Source organism: Micromonospora cremea, assembly GCF_900143515.1.
GTDB lineage: Bacteria > Actinomycetota > Actinomycetes > Mycobacteriales > Micromonosporaceae > Micromonospora > Micromonospora cremea.
The window spans coordinates 4,665,758-4,690,029 of sequence record NZ_FSQT01000002.1; the positions used below are offsets into that span (position 1 = coordinate 4,665,758).

Annotated in this window: 21 protein-coding genes and 2 tRNA genes; 19 read left to right on the plus strand and 4 right to left on the minus strand. The window is 73.0% G+C overall.

Annotation, left to right across the window (positions count from 1 at the left end; genetic code table 11):
* Positions 1 to 18: 18 nt before the first annotated feature.
* The 7 genes from BUS84_RS35335 to BUS84_RS35365 all read left to right on the plus strand — a co-directional run bounded on the left by BUS84_RS35335 (position 19) and on the right by BUS84_RS35365 (position 9,832).
* A complete protein-coding gene (locus tag BUS84_RS35335; RefSeq protein ID WP_074318645.1) occupies positions 19 to 960 on the plus strand; it encodes a copper transporter in 942 nt (313 codons plus the stop codon).
* A 115-nt stretch (positions 961 to 1,075) separates the two neighbouring features.
* Positions 1,076 to 1,942 carry a hypothetical protein gene (locus BUS84_RS35340; RefSeq protein WP_074318646.1) on the plus strand — a complete coding sequence of 289 codons (867 nt, stop codon included), beginning with the start codon at positions 1,076 to 1,078 and terminating at the stop codon, positions 1,940 to 1,942.
* A gap of 1 nt (position 1,943) precedes the next feature.
* Positions 1,944 to 3,644, plus strand: a complete 1,701-nt coding sequence (gene murJ, locus BUS84_RS35345) for a murein biosynthesis integral membrane protein MurJ (RefSeq protein ID WP_074318647.1) — start codon at positions 1,944 to 1,946, stop codon at positions 3,642 to 3,644.
* 29 nt (positions 3,645 to 3,673) lie between these two features.
* Positions 3,674 to 4,825 carry a glycosyltransferase family 4 protein gene (locus tag BUS84_RS35350; protein WP_074319362.1) on the plus strand — a complete coding sequence of 384 codons (1,152 nt, stop codon included), beginning with the start codon at positions 3,674 to 3,676 and terminating at the stop codon, positions 4,823 to 4,825.
* Positions 4,825 to 7,278 carry a hypothetical protein gene (locus tag BUS84_RS35355; RefSeq protein ID WP_074318648.1) on the plus strand — a complete coding sequence of 818 codons (2,454 nt, stop codon included), beginning with the start codon at positions 4,825 to 4,827 and terminating at the stop codon, positions 7,276 to 7,278. Before BUS84_RS35350 ends, BUS84_RS35355 begins: the two co-directional genes overlap by 1 nt.
* A gap of 164 nt (positions 7,279 to 7,442) precedes the next feature.
* On the plus strand, positions 7,443 to 9,194 hold the full coding sequence (locus BUS84_RS35360) for a CTP synthase (protein WP_074318649.1): 1,752 nt from the start codon (positions 7,443 to 7,445) through the stop codon (positions 9,192 to 9,194).
* On the plus strand, positions 9,191 to 9,832 hold the full coding sequence (locus BUS84_RS35365; protein WP_074318650.1) for an NUDIX domain-containing protein: 642 nt from the start codon (positions 9,191 to 9,193) through the stop codon (positions 9,830 to 9,832). The genes BUS84_RS35360 and BUS84_RS35365 overlap by 4 nt, the downstream gene beginning before the upstream one ends.
* 98 nt (positions 9,833 to 9,930) lie before the next feature.
* Here BUS84_RS35365 and BUS84_RS35370 read toward each other — a convergent pair whose 3' ends face one another.
* Positions 9,931 to 10,254, minus strand: coding sequence for a TM2 domain-containing protein (locus BUS84_RS35370; RefSeq protein ID WP_074319363.1), 324 nt, complete (start codon positions 10,252 to 10,254; stop codon positions 9,931 to 9,933).
* 226 nt (positions 10,255 to 10,480) lie between these two features.
* Here BUS84_RS35370 and ald point away from each other — a divergent pair, with 226 nt between their 5' ends.
* From ald to BUS84_RS35415, 9 genes are all read left to right on the plus strand, one after another.
* Positions 10,481 to 11,596, plus strand: coding sequence for an alanine dehydrogenase (ald, locus tag BUS84_RS35375; RefSeq protein WP_074318651.1), 1,116 nt, complete (start codon positions 10,481 to 10,483; stop codon positions 11,594 to 11,596).
* An 11-nt stretch (positions 11,597 to 11,607) separates the two neighbouring features.
* Positions 11,608 to 12,600: a site-specific tyrosine recombinase XerD gene (locus BUS84_RS35380; RefSeq protein WP_074319364.1), complete on the plus strand. Its 993-nt coding sequence runs from the start codon at positions 11,608 to 11,610 to the stop codon at positions 12,598 to 12,600.
* 182 nt (positions 12,601 to 12,782) lie between these two features.
* The gene (locus tag BUS84_RS35385; protein ID WP_074318652.1) at positions 12,783 to 13,706 is read left to right on the plus strand and encodes a ParA family protein; all 924 of its coding nucleotides are present in this window, start codon (positions 12,783 to 12,785) and stop codon (positions 13,704 to 13,706) included.
* 41 nt (positions 13,707 to 13,747) lie between these two features.
* Positions 13,748 to 14,800, plus strand: a complete 1,053-nt coding sequence (locus BUS84_RS35390) for a segregation and condensation protein A (protein ID WP_074319365.1) — start codon at positions 13,748 to 13,750, stop codon at positions 14,798 to 14,800.
* Complete coding sequence (gene scpB / locus BUS84_RS35395; protein ID WP_074318653.1) at positions 14,793 to 15,860, plus strand: SMC-Scp complex subunit ScpB; 1,068 nt, start codon at positions 14,793 to 14,795, stop codon at positions 15,858 to 15,860. Before BUS84_RS35390 ends, scpB begins: the two co-directional genes overlap by 8 nt.
* The gene (locus BUS84_RS35400) at positions 15,847 to 16,617 is read left to right on the plus strand and encodes a pseudouridine synthase (RefSeq protein WP_074318654.1); all 771 of its coding nucleotides are present in this window, start codon (positions 15,847 to 15,849) and stop codon (positions 16,615 to 16,617) included. Before scpB ends, BUS84_RS35400 begins: the two co-directional genes overlap by 14 nt.
* Positions 16,618 to 16,799: 182 nt before the next feature.
* Positions 16,800 to 17,480, plus strand: a complete 681-nt coding sequence (cmk, locus tag BUS84_RS35405) for a (d)CMP kinase (RefSeq protein ID WP_074318655.1) — start codon at positions 16,800 to 16,802, stop codon at positions 17,478 to 17,480.
* Entirely contained in the window at positions 17,477 to 18,880 is a 1,404-nt protein-coding gene (gene der / locus BUS84_RS35410; RefSeq protein ID WP_074318656.1) for a ribosome biogenesis GTPase Der, read from the plus strand. Before cmk ends, der begins: the two co-directional genes overlap by 4 nt.
* Before the next feature lie 194 nt (positions 18,881 to 19,074).
* Positions 19,075 to 19,151 (plus strand) — tRNA-Pro (locus tag BUS84_RS35415).
* A gap of 147 nt (positions 19,152 to 19,298) precedes the next feature.
* Here the strand turns inward: BUS84_RS35415 and BUS84_RS35420 are convergent.
* Both BUS84_RS35420 and BUS84_RS35425 read right to left on the minus strand, forming a co-directional pair.
* Positions 19,299 to 20,486 carry a hypothetical protein gene (locus tag BUS84_RS35420; protein ID WP_143728611.1) on the minus strand — a complete coding sequence of 396 codons (1,188 nt, stop codon included), beginning with the start codon at positions 20,484 to 20,486 and terminating at the stop codon, positions 19,299 to 19,301.
* A gap of 253 nt (positions 20,487 to 20,739) precedes the next feature.
* Positions 20,740 to 21,135, minus strand: coding sequence for a hypothetical protein (locus BUS84_RS35425; RefSeq protein ID WP_074318658.1), 396 nt, complete (start codon positions 21,133 to 21,135; stop codon positions 20,740 to 20,742).
* A 142-nt stretch (positions 21,136 to 21,277) separates the two neighbouring features.
* Here BUS84_RS35425 and BUS84_RS35430 point away from each other — a divergent pair, with 142 nt between their 5' ends.
* Entirely contained in the window at positions 21,278 to 21,673 is a 396-nt protein-coding gene (locus BUS84_RS35430) for a hypothetical protein (RefSeq protein WP_074318659.1), read from the plus strand.
* Between the two features lie 14 nt (positions 21,674 to 21,687).
* Positions 21,688 to 23,013: a hypothetical protein gene (locus BUS84_RS35435; RefSeq protein WP_074318660.1), complete on the plus strand. Its 1,326-nt coding sequence runs from the start codon at positions 21,688 to 21,690 to the stop codon at positions 23,011 to 23,013.
* A gap of 799 nt (positions 23,014 to 23,812) precedes the next feature.
* Here the strand turns inward: BUS84_RS35435 and BUS84_RS38470 are convergent.
* Positions 23,813 to 23,881 (minus strand) — tRNA-OTHER (locus tag BUS84_RS38470).
* Positions 23,882 to 23,969: 88 nt separating this feature from the next.
* Between BUS84_RS38470 and BUS84_RS38475 the strand changes: the two genes are divergently transcribed.
* Positions 23,970 to 24,137: a hypothetical protein gene (locus tag BUS84_RS38475; protein WP_159451105.1), complete on the plus strand. Its 168-nt coding sequence runs from the start codon at positions 23,970 to 23,972 to the stop codon at positions 24,135 to 24,137.
* Positions 24,138 to 24,272: the final 135 nt, after the last annotated feature.

Below are 24,272 nucleotides of genomic sequence, written 5' to 3' on the forward strand. Positions count from 1 at the left end.
GATCAAGAGGCTGCAAGCGTGATCAACTTCCGCTACCACGTGGTGTCCCTCACCGCGGTCTTCCTGGCTCTGGCGATCGGCCTGGTGGTCGGCACGGCCGCCCTCAACGGCCCCGTCGCCGACTCGCTCAAGGAGCAGGTCACCGGGCTGCGCAAGGACAACCAGCAGTGGCGTCAGACGGTCAGCAACATGGAGAAGCAGCTCGGGCTGGAGGAGGAGTTCGCCGAGGAGATGTCCCAGGTCGTCCTGCCGGGCACCCTCACCGGGCGCCGGGTCGTGGTGCTCAGCCTGCCCAACGGGCGCGACCACACCGAGGGCGTGCTCAAGAAGCTCCAGCTCGGCGGCGCCACCATCACCGGCCGCGTCGACCTGCAGGACAAGTTCGTCAACCCGGACAACAACTCCAACCTGCTGGAGCTGGCCGTCACCGCCGCGCGGCCGACCGCGCAGACCACCGGCCTGCCGGGCAACGGGCACGGCGTGGAGACCTCCAGCGCCCTGCTGGCCAGCGTCCTGCTGGACCGCGCCCAAGGCACCGCGCCGGTCAGCGACGCCGACCGGCGGGCGGTGCTCGCCGCGTACAACAACGCCGGCTACCTGACCACCGACGACAACAAGGTCACCGGGCCGGCGGAGGCCGTCGTGGTGGTCAGCGGCCAGCCGTACGTCGACAAGGACTCCGAGAAGCGGGACGAGTCGGTCGTCAAGATCGCCGAGCAGTTCGACCGGACCGGGTCGATCGTGGTGGGCGGCAACGGTTCCGCCGGCGGCAACGTGGTGGCCGTGGTCCGTGGCGACCCGGTGCTGTCCCAGACCATCTCCACGGTCGACAACGCCAACACCGTGCAGGGCCAGCTGGTCACCAGCCTCGCCCTGGTGCAGCAGCTCACCGAAAAGAAGGCCGGCCAGTACGGCGTCGGCGACAACGCCGCCTCGCTGCTGCCTAGACTGCCCCAGTGAGCGAACGACGTACCCCCGTGTCCGAAACCGACGAGGCGGCGCGTGAGCGTGCGCAGCGAGCGAACCTCAGCAGGGCGGCGTCGCACGCCGCTGCCGAGCGAAGCGAGGCACCGGCGTGAGGGCGCTCGGCCGGCTGCTGATCGCCGGAGCCGGCGCCGCCGCCGCCCGGTACGCGCTGCGTGAGGTGCGCACCGCCCCGGTCGGGCCCGCGCTGCAGCGCACCAACTTCCGCGGCCGGCCGGTGACCCTGGCCGCCGGGCCGGCGCTCGCCGCCGGCACGGCCGCCGTCGGCGCGTTCGGCGCCACCAGCGCCGCCTCCGGCGCAGCCGCCCTGGTCGCCGGTCTCGGCGCGGGCGGCGTCGGGCTGTACGACGACGTGGTCGGCGCCCGCCCGGAGCAGAAGGCCGCGAAGGGCTTCACCGGGCACCTCGCCGCGCTGCGCGAGGGGCGGATCACCGCCGGGCTGGTCAAGGTCCTCGGGGTGGGCGCCGCCGGGCTGGGCGCTGCCGCGCTGCTCGCCGCCGACCCCCGGGTCGCCGCTCACCCGCGCCGCCAGCGCCACGGCGCGTTCGGCCGGGGCATCGACGTGCTGCTCGGCGCCGGGGTGATCGCCGGCACCGCCAACCTGCTCAACCTGCTCGACCTGCGGCCCGGGCGGGCCATCAAGTCGGGGTTGCTGCTCGGCGCGCCACTGATCGGCGGCCCGCACGGCGGGATCGCCGCGGGCGCGGCCGGCGCGGCCGCCGGTCTGCTCCGCGACGACCTGGCCGAGGAGGTGATGCTCGGCGACAGCGGCGCGAACGCCCTCGGCGCGGTGCTCGGCGTCGCGCTCGCCGCCCGGACCGGCCCGCTCGGTCGGGCCGGGCTGCTCGCCGTTCTCGCCGGCCTCACCGCCGCCAGCGAGAAGGTCAGCTTCACGTCGGTGATCCAGCGAACCCCGGGGCTGCGGGAGCTTGACGCACTGGGCCGGCGCGCCGACTGACGTGACCAGACCGGCACCCCTCGCCGGCGCCGGCCGGCTGGCCGGGGCAGCCGCGCTCATCGCCGTCCTCACCGTGCTCAGCCGGCTCGCCGGCTTCGGCCGTACCGCCGTGTTCACCTGGGTGGTGCAGCAGAGCGACCTCGGCGGCATGTACGTCATCGCGAACACGGTTCCGAACATCGTCTTCGAGATCGTCGCCGGCGGGGCGCTGGCCAGCCTCGTCGTACCGCTGCTGGCCGGCGCGATCGCGGCGGGGGACCGGCGGGCGGTGGCGGCCACCACCGGGGCCCTGCTCACCTGGACGGTGAGCCTGCTGGTTCCCCTCGCCGTGCTCGTCGCGCTGTTCGCCGATCCGATCATGTCGCTGATCAGCGAGGGCCGCTCCGCGCCGGAACTCGCCGCCGGGGCCCGGATGCTGCGCGTGTTCGCTCCCCAGTTGCCGCTCTACGGGATCGGCATCGTGCTCACCGGCGTGCTTCAGGCGCACCGCCGCTTCGCCTGGCCGGTGATCGCCCCGCTGCTGTCCAGCCTCACCGTGGTCGTCGTCTACCTGGCCTTCGGCGCCGCTCAGGGGCGTGGTGCGAGCGTGGCCCAGGTCAGCCGCAGCGGCGAGTTGGTCCTGTCCGCCGGCACCACCCTGGGCGTCGTCGTGCTGTCCCTCTCGCTGCTGATCCCGCTGCGCCGGCTCCGGCTACGGCCGCGACCGGGGTACGCCTTCCCGGCCGACGCACGCGCGCGGATCGGCGGACTCGCGACGGCCGGTGCGGTGACGGTGGCCGCTCAGCAGGTCGCGCTGCTGGTGATTCTCAATCGGGTCTCCGGCGGCCCCACCGGCTCCCCGCAGGTGTTCAACCTGGCCCAGGCGATCTTCCTGTTGCCGTGGGCGGTCCTCGCGGTACCGCTGGCGGTGGCGTCTTATCCCACACTCGCGGCCGCCTCAGCTGCCGGTGACGAGGATGGCTACCGACGCACCCTCTCCTCGTCGGTGCGCGGCGTGCTGCTCTTCAGCTGCCTGGGCGTCGCGGTGCTGGTCGCGACGGCCCAGCCGATCGCCGCCCTCTTCTACCCGGAGAACCCGGCGTCCACCGCGGCGGCCATCACCGGCTTCGCGCCCGGGCTGCTCGGGTACGGGCTGTTCGCGGTCCTGTCCCGCGCTTTGTACGCCCGGGGCGACACCCGGGCGGCGACCGTGGCGATCACGCTGGGCTGGTTGGTGGTTCCGGCCGTGGCGCTGCCGTTGGCGGGCCTGCTCCCCACCGCCGACCGGGTGCTCGCGGCCACCGTCGCGAACTCGGTGGGCATGTCGGTGCTCGGGGCGCTGCTGCTCGCGGCGGTGTGGCGCGGCGCCGGCCGCGCGGCGTTGGCCGGCGCGGCCCGGGCTGGCGCGGCCGGCGGGCTCGCCGGAGTGCTCGCCGCGCTCGCCGGGCTCGGCCTCACCCGGTGGTTCGACACGCCGGGCGGCGGCACCCCGACGATCGCGACGGCACTCGGTCAGGGCATGCTGTCCGGGATTCTGGTTGGGGTCGTGTTCCTCGCCGTGCTCTGGTTCGTCGACCGGCGGGACGTACGGCCACTGCTCGCCGGGGTGCTGCGGCGCCTGGGCCGGGCGGGCCGGCGGGGGTCGCGGGACCGGGCCGGTACGCCGACGCCGGGCGCGGTTCCCCCGGAGCAGGACGACGGGAAGGAGACGGTGGTCCGGTGAGCGCGAGGAGTGAGCCGGTTCAGCCCGTCCTGCCCATCCGATGGTCGGGCAGCGTCGCGCTGGTGCTCGCCTCCAGCACCGGTGGGGTCGGCCAGCACGTCCGCTCCGTGGCGCGCGGGCTCGTCGCGGCCGGCGCCACCGTGCTGGTGTGCGGGCCGGCGGCGACGCAGGAGCAGTTCGACTTCGCCGGGGTCGGCGCGCGCTTTCAGCCGGTGGAGATCCCGGCCAGCCCGACGCCGGCCGACGCTCGCGCGGTCCTGGCCCTGCGGCGGGTGCTCGCCGCCGCCCGGGTGGACGTGGTGCACGCGCACGGCCTGCGCGCCGGGCTGGTCGCCGTGCTGGCCCGTCCGGCCGCCCCGCTGGTCGTGACCTGGCACAACGCGGTGCTCGCCGGCGGGCTGCGTGGCGGGATGTCCCGGCTCGCCGAGCGGATGGTGGCCCGGGGCGCCCGGGTCGCCCTCGGCGCCTCCGCGGACCTGGTGGAACGGGCCGCCGCGCTGGGCGCCACCGACGCCCGGCTCGCCCCGGTCGCCGCGCCGACGCTGCCCGCGCCGCGCCGACGCCCCGCCGCCGTGCGGGCCGAGTTCGGTGTCCGCCCGGACCAGCCGCTGATCGTCTCGGTCGGCCGGCTGCATCCGCAGAAGCGGTACGACGTGCTGATCGACGCGGCGGCCCGCTGGCGTACCCGCACTCCACCGCCGGTCGTGGTGATCGCCGGCAGCGGCCCGGCCTACCTGCCGCTGGCCGCCCGGACCTCGGCGGCCCGCGCCCCGGTGACCCTGCTGGGGCACCGTACGGACGTGGCCGACCTGCTCGCCGGCGCCGACCTCGCGGTGGTGACCAGCGACTGGGAGGCCCGGCAGCTCTTCGCCCAGGAGGCGCTGCGGGCCGGTGTGCCGCTGGTGGCCACCGCGGTCGGCGGGCTGCCGGAGCTGGTCGGCGACGCCGCCGCGCTGGTCCCCGCCGGCGACGTGGACGCCGTCGACGCGGCGGTGCGCGCGTTGCTCGACGACCCGGCAGCCCGGGCCGAGCTGGGCCGGAGCGGTGCCGAGCGGGCCGCGACGTGGCCCACCGAGGCGGACACCGTGGCCGCGTTGGCGGCCCTGTACGCCGAGCTGGCCGCGGCGCCCACCGGTCCGGCGGCCCCGGACCCTGACGCCCCGATGACGGGACACCGGTGATGCTGCGCCGACTCGCCCCCGCCCTGTTGACCGTGCTCGTGGTGGCGCTGGGCGTCACCGCGCTGGCCGCGCGCCCGCCGCAGGGCGTCCCGCAGCGCACCGCCGACTTCGTGGTGCTCGCCGGGATCGCCGGGCTGCGCTGGGAGGACGTGGATCCGCAGAGCACCCCGACCCTGTGGCGGATGGCCCAGGACGGCTCGATCGGCTCGCTGTCGGTGCGCTCCGCGCACCGGCCCACCTGCCCGGTGGACGGCTGGCTGACCCTGGGCGCGGGCAGCTTCGCCGCGTGGAACGGCAGCCGGTCGGCCGGTGGCTGCCCGCCGGCCGGGGTGGCCGTGGAGCAGCCGGACGGCATCGGCGCGAACCTGCCCGACCAGGAGAGCGTGGTCCAGTACAACCAGCAGCGGCTGCCCTGGGGCACCATGCCCGGGTCGCTGTCGGAGTCGGTGCGCTGCTCGGTCGCGGTCGGTCCGGGTGCGGCCGTGGCCGCCGCCCGACCGTTCGGCCGGGTCGACCGGTACGCCGCGGGGCTGCCGGCCGATCCGCGCGCCCTGCTCGGCTCGTGCGTGCTGAGCATCGTCGACCTGGGCATGGTCGACGGGACCGACCCGGTGGCGCGCGCCGAGGCGGCCCGCGCGGCGGACGCCCAACTGGCCCGGGTGCTGGCGGCTCGGCCGCCGCGGTCACTGGTGCTGGTCGCCGGGATCTCCGACACCGCCCAGCCGTCCCGACTGCACGTGGCGGTCGCCGACGGGCCGGGCTGGGAGCGGGGCTGGCTCACCTCGGCCAGCACCGGCCGGGACGGGTACCTGCAACTGGTCGACCTCGCGCCGACCGCGCTGGCCGCGCTGGGCCGGCCGATGCCGGATCGGCTCTTCCTCGGCCGGCCGGCGGTCAGCACCGGCGGCCGCCCGGCGGACCTGACCGAGGCGATCAACGCCCCGGCCGACGCGGACCGGGAGGCGGCCGCGCAGCGGAGCGTCTCCGGGCGGTTCTTCACGCTGCTCGCCGGGTTGCAGGTGCTGCTGGCCATCGCGGTGCTGCCGCTGCTGCGTCGGGCCCGCCCGCACGCCGGGCCGGCCGGGCCGACGCGGGCACCGGCGCGGGTCGTGGCGGTGGTCGAGCTGCTGCTGGTGGCCGCGGCGTTGACCGTGCCGGCCGCGCTGCTCGCCGACGCGGTGCCCTGGTGGCGGGGCGAGCATTCGGGTTGGATCTTCGCCGGGGTCACCGCGCTGCTGGTGGCGGCCGGCACCGCGGCGGTCCGTTTCGTCCCCGGGTACGCCGGCACCCTCGGCCCGTTCGGCGCGGTGGCCGGGCTCACCACGCTCGTCGTCGGGCTGGACGTGCTCACCGGGGCCCGGCTTCAGCTCAACGGCGTGGTCGGCTACTCCGCGTTGCAGGGCGGCCGGTACTCCGGCCTGGGCACGGTCGGGTTGGGGGTGTTCCTCGCCGGCGCGCTGCTGAGCGGGGGCTGGCTCGCCCAGCGGGTGCACCGCACCTGGCGGCCGGCGGTGATGGTGGCCGTCGGCGGCCTCGCCGTCGTGGTGGTCGGCAGCCCGTACCTGGGCGCCGACCCGGTGGGCGCGATCGCGCTGACCGCCGGGCTGAGTGTGGCCGCCGCGATCAGCGCCGGCGGTTGGCTGACGATCAGCAGGCTGGCCTGGGCCACCATGGCCGCGCTGGCGGTCGGCATCGGCTTCGCCGTGGTGGACCTGCGCCGTCCGGCGGCGGAGCGGGGCAGCCTGGGTCGGTTCCTCTCCGCCGTGGGTGACGGCACCGGCGGGTTCACCGTGCACCGGTCCAGCACCGCGAACTTCGAGACGCTGGTCAACAGCCCGCTGACGGTGCTGGCCCTGGCCGGCGGCCTGCTGGTGTGGTTCGCCCTGCTGCAGCCGTGGGGCGGGCTGACGCGACTGTTCGGCATCTACCCGGCCGTGCGGGCCGCGCTGGCCGGTACCGCGGTCGCCGCGGTGCTCGGTGGCGTGCTCGACGGCGCGGCGCTGGACATCGCCGGCGCCGCCGCCGCGGTGGTGGTGCCGATGGCCGCGCTGGCCTCGCTGCGGGTGCTGGGGCACGCAGCGGACCGCACCCGCCCGGTCGGGGGGCGCACCCGCGACGACGGCGCCGCCGACGATTCCGGTTTCGGCGGCGACGGGCCGGCCGGTGGGGGTGACGGCCCGACCGGCGGTGGTGGGCCGCTGGGCGCCGGCCATCCCCGCCCGATCAGCGGCCCACCCGCCGGCCCGCCCGGGAAGGTCGGCCGGCCCCCGAACCCGGCCACGCCAGCCGAACGGGCTCCCGACGATCCGGCGGAGCCGATGCTGGACGCCCCGGCGGCGCCGGCGCAACGACCGGCTGACCCGTCGGAGGCCGACCCCTCGGACACCGCGCCGACGGTGGCGCGGCCGCCCCGGCAGGTCACCCGATCATCGACCGAGATTGCTGCTCCCTGAGCGCCTGGGCGCCGTCGTGGTGGCCCCGCCGGGTCCCACCCGGGGTGCGGCCTGCGAGTACCCGCCCGGGAGGTGTTACCGTGGAATCCCGTGGATCGCGTGATCACTTTGCTGATCAAGCACGGCGGTCTGCATGACCGCGACAGACGACACGGGAGCAGGCCTTGGCCCCATCAGCACGGACGACCAGGCACATTTTCGTCACCGGGGGCGTCGCCTCCTCGCTGGGTAAGGGCCTCACCGCCTCCAGCCTCGGCAACCTGTTGACCGCGCGCGGGCTGCGCGTCGTGATGCAGAAGCTCGACCCCTACCTCAACGTCGACCCGGGAACGATGAACCCGTTCCAGCACGGCGAGGTCTTCGTCACCGAGGACGGCGCCGAGACCGACCTCGACGTCGGGCACTACGAGCGGTTCCTGGACCGGGCGTTGTCCGGCAAGGCGAACGTCACCACGGGCCAGATCTACTCCGACGTGATCGCCAAGGAGCGGCGCGGCGAGTACCTGGGCGACACCGTCCAGGTCATCCCGCACATCACCAACGAGATCAAGTCCCGGATCCTGGCGATGGGCGACCCGGACGACGACGGCCACGTCCCGGACGTGGTGATCACGGAGGTCGGCGGCACGGTCGGCGACATCGAGTCGCTGCCGTTCCTGGAGGCGATCCGCCAGGTCCGCCACGACCTGGGCCGGGACAACTGCTTCTACCTGCACGTCTCGTTGGTGCCCTACCTGGCGCCCTCGGGTGAGCTGAAGACCAAGCCGACCCAGCACTCGGTGGCGCAGCTGCGCAACATCGGTATCCAGCCGGACGCCATCGTGCTGCGCTGCGACCGGGAGATCCCGGAGAAGCTCAAGGAGAAGCTGTCGCTCTACTGCGACGTGGACGCCGAGGCGGTCGTCGCCGCGCCGGACGCGCCGAGCATCTACGACATCCCGAAGGTGCTGCACCGTGAGGGGCTGGACGCGTACGTGGTGCGCCGGCTCGGGCTCTCCTTCCGGGACGTGGACTGGACCAGCTGGGACGACCTGCTGGAGCGGGTGCACCGGCCCCGGCACACCGTCACCGTCGCGGTGGTCGGCAAGTACGTCGACCTGCCCGACGCGTACCTGTCGGTGAGCGAGGCGATCCGGGCGGCCGGGTTCGGCCACCGTGCCCGGGTGCAGCTGCGCTGGGTGCCCAGCGACGAGTGCGTCACCCCGGCCGGCGCCGCGGCGGCCCTGGCCGGCGTGGACGGCATCCTCATCCCCGGCGGTTTCGGGGTGCGCGGCATCGAGGGCAAGATCGGCACCGCCCGGTACGCCCGGGAGAACGGCATCCCGCTGCTCGGCCTCTGCCTCGGCCTGCAGTGCATGACCATCGACGTGGCCCGGCATCTGGCCGGCCTGGACGGCGCCAACTCGCTGGAGTTCGACGAGCAGGCCGCGCACCCGGTCATCGCCACGATGGCCGACCAGGAGGACATCGTCGCCGGCAAGGGCGACCTGGGCGGCACCATGCGGCTCGGCGCGTACCCGGCGACGCTGACCGAGGGCTCGATCGTCGCCGAGGCGTACGGCAGCACCGACATCAGCGAGCGGCACCGGCACCGCTACGAGGTGAACAACGCCTACCGGGACGCGCTGACCAAGGCGGGCCTGCACATCTCCGGCACCTCGCCGGACGGTCGGCTCGTCGAGTTCATCGAGCTGGACCGGGGCCTGCACCCGTTCTTCGTGGCCACCCAGGCGCACCCGGAGCTCAAGAGCCGCCCCACCCGCCCGCACCCGCTGTTCGCCTCATTCGTCAAGGCCGCCGTGGCGTACTCGCAGGCCGACCAGCTTCCGGTCGACCTGGACGCGGCGACGGAGGCCCCGACGGCGCGTCGGGCCGCCCGCAACGGCGCCGCGACGAAGGCGTCGTCCGCGTCGTGAGCGAGCGAGCCAACGGGCACAGCGGCGCGGCGCGAAGCGCCGTCGAGCACCGCTACCAGGTGCGCTCGCGCGAGGAGCGCTACCAGGGCCGGATCTTCGCCGTGGTCAGCGAGGAGGTGACCATGCCGGGCGGCGGGACCGCGGTGCGTGACCTCGTCCGGCATGTCGGGGCGGTGGCCGTGGTGGCGCTCGACGACGCCGGCCAGGTGGTGCTGATCCGCCAGTACCGGCATCCGGTCGGCCGGCACCTGTGGGAGTTGCCGGCCGGGCTCATGGACGTGTCCGGCGAGGAGTTGCCGGCCGCCGCGCTGCGGGAGTTGGCCGAGGAGGCCGACCTCACCGCCGGGCGGATCGACGTCCTGGTCGACCTGCACAGCTCGCCCGGGTTCACCGACGAGCTGGTCCGGGTCTACCTGGCCCGGGACCTGGCCGACGTGCCGGCCGGCGAGCGCCACGAGCGCAGCGACGAGGAGGCCGACCTCCAGGTCGTGCGGATCGACCTGGACGAGGCTGTCGGCATGGTCCTGGCCGGCGAGATCACCAACGCCTCCGCGGTGGCCGGGCTGCTGGCCGCGGCCCGCGCCCGGGACACCGGCTGGTCGGCGCTGCGCCGCGCGGACGCACCGCTGCCGCGCTGAGAGTCGCCGCCGGGGCGCACCCGGCGGCCCCGGCGAGGGGTACGCGCGAAGGGCCCCGCGGCACGCGTGCCGCGGGGCCCTTGTCGTGGTCCGGTGGATCAGTCGCGCAGCGGCCGGCCCTGTGCGTCCGTGCCGCCGTTGACCAGGATGAGGATGCCGTCGATGAGGCCCCAGATGCTGCCGAAGCCGAGGGTGCACACGCTCACGACGAGCTGCAGCACACCGATCTTGATGTCGCCGATGTAGAACCGACCGGCGCCGAAGAAGCCGAGCAGGATGCCGAGGACGCCCGCAACGACCTTGCTCTTGTCGGAGACGCCCTGGGGGTACCCCGGCTGGTAAGGAGGAGTGGTCATGGGCCGACACACTAGTGATCCACTCGCCCGCTGTCCGCAGCGGGACCCACCAGATGGGACGATAATGGGTGAACATTGTCCTGACGGCTGAGGTTGCCCCCCACCGCCGACCCGGTCGATGCCCTGACACTCCGTCAGGTCACCCCGGCACCGGATGCCACTGTGCTGGCCCGCGGCGGGGCCGGGCGCGCCTAGACTGCCGCCGGCGGGACCGGTGGACCGCGGTGGCAACGGGGCCGTCGCGGCACCGAGCAGTCGGGGGAGAGCAGCCCCGAAGAGAGGTGTCTGCATCGTGAAGGTCGGAATCCCACGCGAGGTCAAGAACCACGAGTACCGCGTGGCGATCACGCCGGCGGGCGTCAACGAGTTCACCCGCAGCGGTCACCAGGTCTTCGTCGAGTCCGGCGCCGGCATCGGCTCCAGCATCAGCGATGAGGAGTTCGCCACGGCGGGCGCCAAGATCCTGGCCACCGCCGACGAGGTGTGGGAGACCGCCGAGCTGGTGCTCAAGGTCAAGGAGCCGATCGCCGAGGAGTACCACCGGATGCGCGAGGGGCAGGTGCTCTTCACCTACCTGCACCTGGCCGCCTCCAAGGAGTGCACCGACGCGCTGATCGACCGGAAGGTCACCGGCATCGCGTACGAGACCGTCGAGCTGCCCGACCGGTCGTTGCCGCTGCTCGCCCCGATGTCCGAGGTGGCCGGCCGGCTCGCCCCGCAGGTGGGCGCCTTCTACATGATGCGCACCGGCGGTGGGCGCGGCGTGCTGCCCGGCGGCGTGTCCGGGGTGTACGCGGCCAAGACCGTGGTCATCGGCGCCGGCGTCTCCGGCATGAACGCCGCCGTGATCGCGCTGGGCCTGCAGTCCGAGGTGCTGCTGCTGGACAAGAACGTCGCCCGGCTGCGCCAGGCCGACGCCATCTACCGGGGCCACCTGCAGACGGTCGCCTCCAACGCGTACGAGATCGAGCGGGCCGTGCTCGACGCCGACCTGGTCATCGGCGCGGTGCTGGTGCCCGGCGCCAAGGCGCCGACCCTGATCTCCAACGAGCTGGTCTCCCGGATGAAGCCGGGCAGCGTGCTGGTCGACATCGCCATCGACCAGGGTGGCTGCTTCGAGGACTCGCGCCCCACCACGCACGCCGACCCGGTCTACAAGGTGCACGAGTCGATCTTCTACTGCGTGGCGAACATGCCGGGCGCGGTGCCGAACACCAGCACCTACGCGCTGACCAACGTCACCCTGCCGTACGCCCTGGAGTTGGCCAACCAGGGCTGGCGCGAGGCGCTGCGCCGCGACCCGGCGCTGGCGCTGGGCCTGAACACCCACGACGGCCGGGTCACCTACGGCCCGGTCGCCGAGTCGCACGGCATGGACGTGCTCCCGCTGGCCGACGTGCTGGCCTGAGCGGTGGCGGGCTGACCGGCATCGCGGACAGGGCCGGCGCGGGCGAGCAGCCCGCACCGGCCCTGCGCCGTGCCGTGCGCGGCTATCTCGACCACCTCACCGTCGAGCGGGGCCTGTCCGCGAACACCCTCGCCTCGTACCGCCGGGACCTGGAGCGCTACCTGGCGACCCTGGTGGACGCCGGCATCGGCGACCTCGCGTCGGTCGGCGCCGGCGTCGTCGAATCGCACCTGGCCCGGCTGCGCGCCGGCGACGACGCGCACCCGCCGCTGGCGGTCTCCTCGGCCGCCCGCGCGGCCAGCGCGGTACGCGGCCTGCACCGCTTCGCGCTGCGCGAGGGGCTGGCCGGCGCCGACCCCAGCCGAGACGTCCGCCCGCCCACCCCGCCGCGCCGGCTGCCCCGCGCGCTGCCGGTCCACGACGTGGTCCGGCTGCTGGAGACCGCCGGCCCGGTCACCGCGACCGGCGACGGCGCGCCGCTCGCGCTGCGCGACCGGGCGCTGCTGGAATTTCTGTACGGCACCGGGGCGCGGATCTCCGAGGCGGTCGGCGCCGCCGTGGACGACCTCGACGCCGACGAGGGCACCGTGCTGCTGCGCGGCAAGGGCGGCCGGGTGCGGCTGGTGCCGATCGGCGGGTACGCCGTCGAGGCGGTGCGCGCCTACCTGGTCCGGGCCCGGCCCGGGCTGGCCTCGACCGGCCGGGGCACCCCGGCGGTCTTCCTCAACGCCCGCGGCGGCGCGTTGACCCGGCAGGGCGCCTGGGCCATCCTGCGGCGCGCCGCCGGCCGGGCCGGGCTGCCGGTCGACGGGCCCGCCGCGGTCTCCCCGCACACCCTGCGCCACTCCTACGCCACCCACCTGCTCGACGGCGGCGCCGACGTGCGGGTGGTCCAGGAGTTGCTCGGGCACGCATCGGTGACCACCACCCAGGTCTACACCCTGGTGACCGTCGAGCGGCTGCGCGAGGTGTACGCCACCGCCCACCCGCGCGCCCGGGGCTGAGCCCCCGCTTGCGGTCGGTCCCGACACGCCGGGCCGGTGCCGAACCCCCTGCTGGTCGGTGGCGTACAGTCGGCATCGGCGCGGACCTCCTGGGGCGACACGACCGGGGTGCGCAGCGGCGCCGCGAAGGACGTCGGACGGCTCCGACGCCGGGTGGGTCGTCGGGAGGGGGCAACGAGGACATGGCTGGCAACGGTGACCGTGCCGAGACCTGGACGTCGGAGCTCCGCGAGCAGCAGGCCACGCTCGGCGCGGACCTGGGTCCGGCGGACCCGGCGGCCTACACGATGCGCAAGCCCATCCCCGAGCCGATGCCCACCGATCGGCACGGCCCGGCGCGCATCATCGCGATGGCCAACCAGAAGGGCGGCGTCGGCAAGACCACCACCACCATCAACCTGGGCGCGGCGCTGGCCGAGTACGGCCGCAAGGTGCTGCTGGTCGACTTCGACCCGCAGGGCGCGCTCTCGGTGGGGCTGGGGGTCAACCCGCACAACCTCGACCTGTCCGTCTACAACCTGCTCATGCAGGACGACGTCCTCGCCGAGGACGTCCTGATCAAGACCGACGTCGCGGGCCTGCACCTGCTTCCGGCCAACATCGACCTCTCCGCCGCCGAGATCCAGCTGGTCAACGAGGTCGCCCGCGAGATGGCCCTGGCCCGGATCCTGCGGACGGTCCGCAAGGAGTACGACTACATCCTGATCGACTGCCAGCCGTCGCTCGGTCTCCTGGCGATCAACGCGCTGACCGTCGCGCACGGTGTGCTCATCCCGCTCGAGTGCGAGTTCTTCAGCCTGCGCGGCGTCGCGCTGCTGCTGGACACCATCGACAAGGTGCGCGAGCGGCTCAACTTCGACCTGGAGCTCGAGGGCATCCTCGCCACCATGTACGACAGCCGCACCACGCACTGCCGGCAGGTGCTGCAGCGGGTTGTCGAGGCGTTCGGCGACAAGGTCTACCAGACGGTCATCACCAAGACGGTGAAGTTCCCCGAGTCCACCGTGGCCGGTGCTCCGATCACCACGCTGGACCCGGCGTCCTCCGGGGCGCGCAACTACCGTCAACTGGCCCGTGAGGTGATCGCCGCCCAGTCGGAGCGGTAGCCGGAACGCCCGGTGCCCACCTCGTGCACTACGGTCGTCCGGTGACCGCGCCACCCCTCGACCCGCCGGCCGGGCCGCACGAGGCCGCCGCCCCGGCGGTCGCCGCCGAGCTGGCCGTCGAGGCCGACGGCGTGCTGCCGACCGCCCCGGCGGTCCCCGCCGAGGAGACCTCCGGCTTCACCGTGCGGCTGGCCAACTTCAGCGGCCCGTTCGACCTGCTGCTGCAACTGATCAGCAAGCACAAACTCGATGTCACCGAGGTGGCCCTGCACAAGGTCACCGACGAGTTCATCGCCTACATCCGGGCCATGGGCGACAAGTGGGACCTCGACGAGGCCAGCGAGTTCCTGCTGATCGCCGCGACCCTGCTCGACCTGAAGGCGGCCCGGCTGCTACCCGCCGCCGAGGTGGAGGACGAGGCGGACCTCGCCCTGCTGGAGGCGCGGGACCTGCTCTTCGCCCGGCTGTTGCAGTACAAGGCGTACAAGGAGGCGGCGGCGCACATCGCCGAGCTGGAGGCGGTCGGCGGTCGGCGGTATCCGCGGGCGGTCAGCCTGGAGCCCCGTTACGCCGAGGCGCTGCCCGACCTGGTGCTCGGCATCGGCCCGCAGCGGCTGTTGAAGCTGGCCGTGAAGGCGATGACCCCGAAGCCGGTGCCGGAGGTCTCCATCGCCCACGTGCACATGGTCCGGGTCAGCGTCCGGGAACACGCCGGGATCCTCGCCACCCGGCTGCGCCGGGCCGGTACGGCCACCTTCTCGCTGCTCTGCGCCGATTGCGAGGCCACCCTGGAGGTGGTGGCCCGGTTCCTCGCGCTGCTGGAGTTGTACCGGGAGGGCTTGGTGGCTTTCGTGCAGGAGCAGGCTCTGGAGGAGCTGACCGTGCGCTGGACCGGCCCGACCGACGGCGACACCGAGCTGCACGTCGACGAGTACGCCGGTGCCCCGGCCGACCCGGAGTCGACGAGCGTGCCGGCAGGCCCGGCCGACCCGGAGCCGGTGGATGCGGCCGAGCCAGAGCCGGACCCCGTTGCGGCGGGGGAGGCCGGGGGAGCGGACGAGACGGCAACGACGGAGGGGGAGCGCGATGAGTGACGAGGAACGCCGGGACTCCCTGGCCGACCAGGCCGCCGCCTGGGTCCCCCCGTGGGACCGACCCCGTCCGCCCACACCCACCGTCTCCGACTCCGACGAAGAAGCCGTCGCCGTTGACGACCGCGTCGCCGAGCCGATTCCGTCCGGCACTGCCGAGCCGGCCCTGCCCGGCACCGCCGAGCCGGCCCTGCCCGGCACCGCCGAGCCGGCCCTGCCCGGCACCGCCGAGCCGGCCCTGCCCGGCACCGCCGAGCCGGCCCTGCCCGGCACCGCCGAGCCGGCCCTGCCCGGCACCGCCGAGCCGATTCCGTCCCGGCCCGTCACCAGCGATCCGATTCCTGCGGAAGGTCTTGGAGGGGAACCACCCGGGCCGGAATCTTCAAAGATCGCGGAGGAGGCGGGCGCGCCGGGCGCGGGCGCGGCGGCGGGGGAGGGCGTCGCTGGGGACGTACCCCCGCGGTCGGTTGTGGGGCGGCGGAGGGTGCCGGCCGCGCCGGAGCCCGCGCCGGAGTTGTCCGACGCCGAGCTGCGCGGCGCGCTGGAGGCGATCCTGCTGGTGGTCGACGAGCCGGTCAGCGAGCTGATCCTGGCCCAGGTGCTGGAGCAGCCGGCCGAGCGGGTCGGGCCGATGCTCGACGAGATCGCCGCCGGTTACACCGCTGCCGGGCACGGTTTCGAGCTGCGCCGGGCGGCTGGCGGCTGGCGGCTGTACACCCGGCCGGAATACGCGACCTATGTCGAACGGTTCGTATTGGACGGGCAGTCCGTGCGGCTGACCCAGGCGGCGCTGGAGACCCTCGCCGTGGTCGCCTACAAGCAGCCGGTGACCCGCTCGCGTATTTCCGCCATCCGCGGTGTGAACTGCGATGGGGTCATCCGTACGCTGGTTACCCGCGGCCTGGTCGAGGAGTGCGGCACCGAACCGGACAGCGGGGCGTTCCTCTACCGGACCACCACGCTGTTCCTGGAGAAGCTCGGGCTGAACACCGTCGACGAACTGCCGCCACTCGCACCCTTCCTGCCCGACGACGTAGAAGAGCTTGCTGATGCCACGCAATGACCGTTTCCCGAAACCCGACGCCCCCGTCTTTGAGGGGGCCGAGCGCCTGCAGAAGGTGCTCGCCGCCGCCGGCGTGGGTTCCCGGCGTGCCTGCGAGGACCTGATCTTCCGACGCCGGGTCACGGTCGACGGCCGGGTCGCCAAGCTCGGCGACAAGGTCGACCCCGCCACCGCCGTGATCCAGGTGGACGGCGAGCGCGTCCAGGCCGACAACCGCCTGGTCTACGTGGCGATGAACAAGCCGCGCGGGGTGGTTACCACCATGGCGGACGATAAGGGACGCAACGAGCTGGCCGAGTTCATCGGCAACCGGGTGGAGCAGCGGGTCTACCACGTCGGGCGGCTCGACGCGGACAGCGAGGGTCTGCTGCTGCTCACCAACGACGGCACCCTCGCGCACAAGCTCATGCACCCCTCGTACCAGGTGCTGAAGACCTACCTCGCCGAGGTGGCCGGGCCGATCCCGCGCAACCTGAGCAAGCGGCTGATGGCCGGCGTCGAGCTGGAGGACGGGCCGGTCAAGGTCGACTCGTTCAAGTTGGTGGACACCCTGGGCAAGAGCGCCCAGGTGGAACTGAGCCTGCACGAGGGGCGCAAGCACATCGTCCGGCGTCTGCTGGCCGAGGTCGGACACCCGGTCACCCGGCTGGTGCGTACCTCGATCGGGCCCATCCGGCTGGGTGACCTGCGTACCGGGCGAATCCGGCGGTTGACCAACGCCGAGGTCGCCGCCCTGTTCAAGGCCGTGGGTGACTGACCCCGAGTTCGGGGTACGGCCTTCGGTAGGCTCCCCGACGGCCCGAACGCCGGCCCGCCGATGGTGCGAGGCGCACCGCGCGCGGTGCGCGGCGAGCTGCGGGCATGATTGATGACGATAGACAACCGCTTGCGGCGCCGGAAGGCCGGCGATCCGTGAGGTACGGGCTGAGGAGGACGACGGTGGAGGAAAACGTACGGGCCGGGCGATGTGTGGTCGCTGTGGACGGGCCGTCCGGTTCGGGTAAGTCCACCGTCTCGCGGCGGCTCGCCGTTGGCATCGGTGCGCGCTACCTGGACACCGGGGCGATGTACCGGGCGATCACCTGGGCCGTGCTGCGCTCCGGCGTCGACCTCGCTGACGCCGCGTCGGTGGCGAAGGTCGCCGGCGAGGTGGACCTGCGCATCGGCACCGACCCCCAGGGGTACGGCGTGACCGCCGACGGCGTGAGCGTGGACGCGGAGATCCGCGGTCCCGAGGTGACCGGGGCGGTTTCCGCCGTCGCCGCGGTGCCGGCGGTCCGCGAGCTGCTGGTCGCCCGGCAGCGCGAGATGATCGCCAACGCCGGCCGGATCGTGATCGAGGGCCGTGACATCGGCTCGGTCGTGGCGCCGGACGCCGATTTGAAGGTCTTCCTGACCGCCTCCGAGGCGGCCCGGGCGGCCCGCCGCAGCGCCGAGGACGCGGCCGACGTGGCGGTCACCGCCGCCGACCTGGCCCGCCGGGACCGGCTCGACTCCACTCGCAAGATCAATCCGCTGGCCCAGGCGCCGGACGCGGTGGTGCTGGACACCACCGAGCTGGGCATCGACGAGGTCGTGCTCCGGCTGCGCGACCTGCTCACCGAACGGGGCGTGGCATGACCGAGGGTGCAGGGTGGGTCGAGCTGCGTGAGCCGGACGTCGCCGTCGAGGAGCCGACCGGCCCGCAGCCGGTGGTGGCCGTCGTCGGTCGCCCCAACGTGGGCAAGTCCACGCTGGTCAACCGGATCATCGGCCGCCGACAGGCGGTCGTCGAGGACGTCCCCGGGGTGACCCGGGACCGGGTGCCGTACGACGCGCAGTGGAACGGCCGGGCGTTCACCGTGGTGGACACCGGCGGTTGGGAACCGGACGCGAAGGACCGGGCCGCGGCCATCGCGGCGCAGGCCGAGACGGCGGTGGTCACCGCGGACGTGGTGCTCTTCGTGGTGGACGCGATGGTGGGCTCCACCGACGTTGACGAGGCCGCGGTGAAGATGCTGCGGCGCAGCGCCAAGCCGGTGATCCTGGTGGCGAACAAGGCGGACAACACCTCCATCGAGATGGAGGCCACCTCGCTGTGGTCGCTCGGCCTCGGCGAGCCGTTCCCGATTTCCGCGCTGCACGGGCGGGGCTCCGGCGACCTGCTGGACGCCATCCTCGCCGCGCTGCCGGAGGCGCCGGCGATCGTGGAGAACCGGCCGCGCGGGCCGCGTCGGGTGGCGCTGGTCGGGCGTCCGAACGTGGGCAAGTCCAGCCTGCTCAACCGGTTCTCCGGTGAGGAGCGGGCGGTCGTCGACGCGGTCGCCGGCACCACCGTGGACCCGGTGGACAGCCTGGTCGAGATCGGCGGTCAGACCTGGCAGCTGGTGGACACCGCCGGGCTGCGCAAGCGGGTCGGTAAGGCCAGTGGCACCGAGTACTACGCCAGCCTGCGTACCGCCGCCGCGATCGAGGCCGCCGAGGTGGCCGTGGTGCTGCTGGACTCCAGCGAACCGATCAGCGAGCAGGACCAGCGGATCCTGTCGATGGTGACCGAGAGCGGCCGGGCGCTGGTCATCGCGTTCAACAAGTGGGACCTGGTCGACGCCGACCGCCGGTACTACCTCGACAAGGAGATCGACCGAGAGCTGCGCCGCATCCCCTGGGCGATCCGGTTGAACCTGTCGGCGATGACCGGCCGGGCGGTCGACAAGCTGGCCCCGGCGCTGAACAAGGCGCTGGCCAGCTGGGAGACCCGGGTGCCGACCGCGCAGCTCAACCAGTGGCTGACCGCCCTGGTACAGGCCACCCCGCACCCGGTGCGCGGTGGGCGCGCGCCGCGGATCCTGTTCGCCACCCAGGCCGGGGTGGCGCCGCCGCGGTTCGTGCTCTTCACCACCGGCCCGCTCGACGCTGGCTACCAGCGCTTCGTCGAGCGCAAGCTCCGCGAGGAGTTCGGGTACGAGGGCAGCCCGATCGAGATCTCGGTCCGTCCGCGCAAGAAGCTCGGCCCCGGCGGCCGAGGCAAGGCGCACGGCTGATCTGTTCTCCAGAAAATGCCGGATGGGGTTTCGCCCATCCGGCATTTTCCTGCCTTCCTCCCACCTGCCCTCCTAGGATGCTGTAGGGGTTGTGGGGTGATTCGGTGGCACCGCGACTCGGGTGGGGCCTGTGCGGAAGAGCGAGGCTGCTGCGCTAAGCTGTAGCGGCTGCCGCGGGGGAAACCGCGCGGAGGCGGGACGTGGCGCAGCTTGGTAGCGCACTTGACTGGGGGTCAAGGGGTCGTCGGTTCGAATCCGGCCGTCCCGACCAGCACTAACGGAGATCATCTCCGGCGGTCGGAAAATCTTTGGGAGCAGGTCGGGAGCGACCGCTCCCAGCCCGGGGAGCAACCGGGCGTGTCGCGAGCACGGAGAAGCCCGGGGAGCCGACGCTCGCCCGGGCTGCTTGCTGATGACGTCAGTGAATGCGTCGTACCGGGCGGAGGCCGGGCGAACCCTGGCCCGCGTTGCCCGCGTTGCCCGCGATGATGCGCTCGCTCTCGCGCAGAATCTGCTCCGCCTCCTGGTCGCCCTCGGCGAGGAAGGTGACGACCGCCTTCTGCAACGCCTCCGTCTGCGCGTGCACCTGCTGGACCAGGGCCTCGTTCTGCTGCTGTGTCCACACCGGGGCTTCTGTCGCCGCGCCGTACGGCGGCACCTTTCCACTGCTGGCCTCCGCCGTAGGCGATGGGGGCGGCGGTCCAGAGCCCGGGGCTCGATCGAGGTCTCCGTCCAAAACCACCGCGCGTACGTCGGCGTCGGCCGGGTGTACCGGCGCCGGCGCCGGCGCCCGCGCCCATCCGATGGTCCCGTGGGCGAGGGGTGCGCGCGGCTGGAAGACCGTTGGCCTCTGACTGAGGTGATCAGTGGGCTGCGGCACGACGCCCAGCGTGGGCAAGCCGACGGGTGCTCCGACGATCGGCCGCAGGATGGGGTCCAGCGACGGGCACACCGGGGTCAGCTCCTCCCGTAGCTTCGCACCCGGCTGGGTGACGACCTGGTCGAGCCGGTCGATGAGCGGCCTGTCGAGCACACGCTCCAGGAGGCGGTCGACGCGCGGCAGGGCCTCGTCAGTGAGGCTCGTGACGGTGTCGGTGACCGCTCGCAGCGGCCCGGCCTGCGGGGCGGTCGACGTGTCGGCTGCCGGCTTCGTGTGCCTGCCTGACGCGGGTCGGACCGCCGGCTTCAGCTGGGCGCGCTCGGGCCGGGTGCCGAGCTTCGGTTGTTCCGGCCGCCCCTGCTCGGCCGGTGGCTTGGGCTTCGGCTCGCGTCCTGCGTCGGGCTTCCGGTCGACCACTGGGCGATCGGGTATCAGCGCGTCGATGGTCTCGCCGGCGGCGCCCAGCAGGTCCGCGACGACGCCTGGCTGGCGGTCGTCGGCCCAGGCTGTGCCGGGGGCTGTCGCATCCGCGGCCGCCCATACGCCGAGGGACAGTGCTGTCAGCAGCAGCCCTCGCATAGCGAAGCGTGCTAAGGGTTGCCTCATCGTCACCTGCCTTCCTGGTTCTCGTGGGGGATCGCCTGTCCGGGTATGGAGCGGCGCCTTAGCGAGAGTCCAGTCCGTGCAGTAGCCGATCGGTGTGCTGCCGGTGGGCGCCGCGGGCACCGCCGTGTGCTGCGACACTCCGCACGCCGTCACCCCCGTGCCAGTTCATCCGCTGTTGATCTACTGACGGGTAGCCTGCCGAGAAGATCGTCCCTGGAAAACCGGATCGCATGTTGTCGTGCACAATTTGCAGAGACAGAAGTATCGCCCGCAAGGGTGGCCGCTGCCGCTCGTTGTTGCGGCGCGAGCGCGGGTTCAACGAAAGAAGGGGCGGCGGGCATCGTTGCCCGCCGCCCCATCGCGCCAGCGCCTCTCAGGGTTCGCGGACCCAGGGCCAGCTGGCAGCAGCCCCGCGCTCGATCAGCGGGACCATGCGGAACGTCGCGTCGCTCAAGCCGCCCAGCTCGATCCGGTTGCGGCTGCCGGCGTCGAACGCGGCCGGCGCGTAGCCGGCCAGGTTGAACCCGTACAGCTTCACCGACCGCGGCACAGAGTCGGTGACCCCCTGGGCGTAGTAGCCGGACATCGTCTGCATGTCGGAGAAGACGAACACCCGGTCGTGGCCGTTGAAGGTGCGCCGGATCGAGCCGGCGATCTGGGTGCCATGGCCAACCTCGCCGACCCGGGCGCAGAAGCGCTTCACCTGGTCGATGACGCTGGCGCCGCGCGGTATGTCGTGGCGGAAGACGCCGTCGGCGAACGTAGCCACGGCGGGGCCCGACACCGTCGGGCGAATGCATGCTGAGCGGCGAAAATCCGCTAAACATGAAGAAACTGCCGAGCCCGCGAAACGTCCTGGCATCCGCGAGCGCTAGATCATCCGGGCGGTCCTGCAAGCCGGGCCCGATCCCGTGGGCAGCAGCGGCTCCAGCGCCGCCCACTGCGCGATCACCAACACGCCCGACCCATCACCAGCTGACCGCCACCTCGGGCTATGGCACCTGACCTACCTCATCAGTCATCGTGGTGGTGCTCTTCTGTGCGCCGTCCGCGGCGCCGCCCGCGCCGACGGGTCGGTTGCCGTCGCCGCCGGCGTCGTCGGCACCCCAACATCAATCCACGCCGCCTACGTCGACGAACTCCAACTCCGGGCCGGCAACACCGACCCCGGCGTCCGGATCGCCGCCGGCCTGCCCGCCGGAGGCACCGTCAGCGATTGGCTGGCCGCCTCCGGAATCCCCTACGAGTACCGGCTACAGGTGTCCGCCGCCAACGGCACCTACACCACCAGCCCCTGGACCCCCTGACAGGAGATTGCACCATGCCTCTCGCTGTATCCACCGCCCGTGTCGAGATCACCCCCCAGCCGGGTCAGCCGATGGCCGGTTACGGCACCTGGGATGGGCCGAGGGAGGCTACCGGCACCGCCAGCCCACTGTGGGCGCGGGCAGTGTGCCTGTGGGACGACGGCTACCCCAACGTCATCGTCAGTGTGGACATCCTCGGGGTCGGTGCCCAGCTCAACGCCGGGGTACGGGCGGCGCTTGGCGGTGAGGTGCCGGACACCGACCTGATGCTGCTGGCCAGCCACACGCATAACGGCCCGGCGCTGCCCGACGGTTTGCACCCGTACATCAGCTACAACCTGACCGACACGACCGTCATCGACGCGTATGGGGTGTGGCAGCGGGACACGGTCGTGCAGCTGGTGCGGGACGTGTTGGCTGGTGATCGCACGCCGGTAACGCTGGACTACCGGGTGGCCAGCCAGTCGTGGAGTCGCAACAGGGCTGGCCTGTCTTACCGGGAAACGGCGGTGCCGGTACTGACTGCCCGCGGCACCGACGGCGACCCGGTCGCGGTGCTGTACTCCTACGGCTGCCACCCCGTCGCGGCCGGCCAGCAGGACGAGTGGTACGCCGACTACCCGGGCGTCGCGTCCGCCGTCATCGAGGACGCCTACCCGGGTGCGAAGGCACTGTTCATTCCAGGTCCTGCCGGCGACCAAAACCCGCCCGGACCGTTCAGCTGGTCTCAGGCCGAGACGCTTGGCCAGCAGCTCGGCAACGCGGTCACCGCCGCGGCGGCCACTCCTGGTCGCTGGATCTCCGGGCCATTCCGCAATTCCTACCGGGAAATCACTCTGCCGCTGGACATCACCACCACCCCGTCCAACATGGCGGCGGTCCGGTCGCTGTACGTGGCCCGGCAGACCGCGCCCGGCCTGTACCCGTGGTACGCGCGGCACGGTGAAGTGATGGTCGACCAGATCGACCAGGGCACCTACAAGACCAGCATCCGCGTGGCCAGCCAGGTGTGGAAGCTGTCCGGCAGCCCAACCTTGCAGATCGCGATGGTCGGCGGCGAGCTGGTCAGCGGGTACGCAGTGTACTTCCGCAACCGCTATGGCGGCGCGAACGGACTGATCATCGGCGGGTACGCCAACGGCTGCACCTGCTACCTGCCGTCCAATGAGCTATTGCCGCCCATCAAGACCGGCGGCTCGTACGAGGGCGGCTGGAAAACGGACCACCCGGGAATCGCCGGGGAGTCAATGACTGTGTACGGGCAGATCGCCCACTGCAAAGCCGGATCCGCCGGCACCGAGGCTGCGCTGATCAGCGCACTCAACACCCAGCTCGCGTGAGGGGACACCGGTGAAGGCTTCAGGCATCATTTACGTGCAGGGCCGTAACTCATACTCCGACTCCGACGGACGGAAATACGGGATCGCGATCCACAACACCAGCAACAGCGCGAGCGCGTCGGCCGAGGCGTCGTACGCGACCCGCCGCACCGACGGCGTCAGCAGCCGGGCAGGAGATTGCTCGGCTGGTGTTGGCTGGTCTGGAGCCGTCCGCGATCGCCGCCGCTGTCGCTGATGCTCTGCCCGCCGATCTAGCGCGTGAGGTGTCGGACGAGCTGGCCACCCGGTTGCAGGGCTGACCGGGGTGGTGACGCTTGCCCTGGCGCGCTGGCCGACCGTTCCGAGCGTGCCGTGGCGGACTGTCGTCACCGTGGTACTCGCCAAAGGTGCATGGGACAGCGTCGGTTTGCTCGCTGGTGATGTTGCCTACGCGGGCCCTTCGTATGACGTGCTGCGGTCCATACCGCCCGTCGGCGGCATGCGGTCTCGCGGCGTTGTCCTTGCCGCCCTCACGGTGGTCGCGTTGGTCGTCTCGTACCGGTCGGCGCGCGCCGGCCGGGATCGGGCGTTGCGTTGCTGCCTGGCCGGCTACGCGGGTCGGAGCCGATTCCCCCGCCGTCTCTGGATGAGCCGCCACCCGGTGGCACACCGCCAGCCGCGCCCGAGCTGCCCACCCCGCGCCGGCGGTGGGCCCCGCTCCTCGGGGCGCTCGCCGCGACCGCGGTCGTCCTGGTCGTCGGTCGGGGCGGCCAGCACCAGTACGCCGTCAACGTGTTCCTGACCTACGACGCTACGGCTGGGCCGGCAACTGGACTCGAACCAATAACCATCGCTTAGAAGGCGAAGAACTCCCGCCCTACGCACCGGCTGGCCGCCAGCGCGCCGACCTGCGCCGGGAGGCACGCCGACTGGTCGAGTCCTCACCGCTGTGGGATCGCGGCCAATGGGTGCTCCAAATGGTCGACGCCACCCCGCAGACCGTGGTCATCCAGGTGCAGGCCTCGGCCGCCGACGGCGCCAGCGCCTGGGACCTGCGCTGCGACCTACGCGAGGGACTGATCCGCTACCTGCGCGACCAGCACCCCCAATGGCTGCCCCGCACCCGCAACCAGTACCAGCCCTGACCGGCGGGTCCGGCGGGGTCGCACCGATCGACCACCTCGGGCGGGACGCCGTTCTCGTCGGGGGGGCACGGTCAAGAAGCAGCAGGTCGCCGAGCGCATGGGGGTCTCCCAGTCGCGGGGGCTGGTAGACGTGGC

Coding starts and splice junctions, on each gene's coding strand:
- BUS84_RS35355 (WP_074318648.1), top strand. CDS start 4,825: ATGCTGCGCCGACTCGCCCCCGCCCTGTTGACCGTGCTCGTGGTGGCG.
- BUS84_RS35385 (WP_074318652.1), top strand. CDS start 12,783: ATGGCTGGCAACGGTGACCGTGCCGAGACCTGGACGTCGGAGCTCCGC.
- scpB (WP_074318653.1), top strand. CDS start 14,793: ATGAGTGACGAGGAACGCCGGGACTCCCTGGCCGACCAGGCCGCCGCC.
- BUS84_RS35400 (WP_074318654.1), top strand. CDS start 15,847: ATGCCACGCAATGACCGTTTCCCGAAACCCGACGCCCCCGTCTTTGAG.
- der (WP_074318656.1), top strand. CDS start 17,477: ATGACCGAGGGTGCAGGGTGGGTCGAGCTGCGTGAGCCGGACGTCGCC.
- BUS84_RS35435 (WP_074318660.1), top strand. CDS start 21,688: ATGCCTCTCGCTGTATCCACCGCCCGTGTCGAGATCACCCCCCAGCCG.
- BUS84_RS38475 (WP_159451105.1), top strand. CDS start 23,970: ATGGTCGACGCCACCCCGCAGACCGTGGTCATCCAGGTGCAGGCCTCG.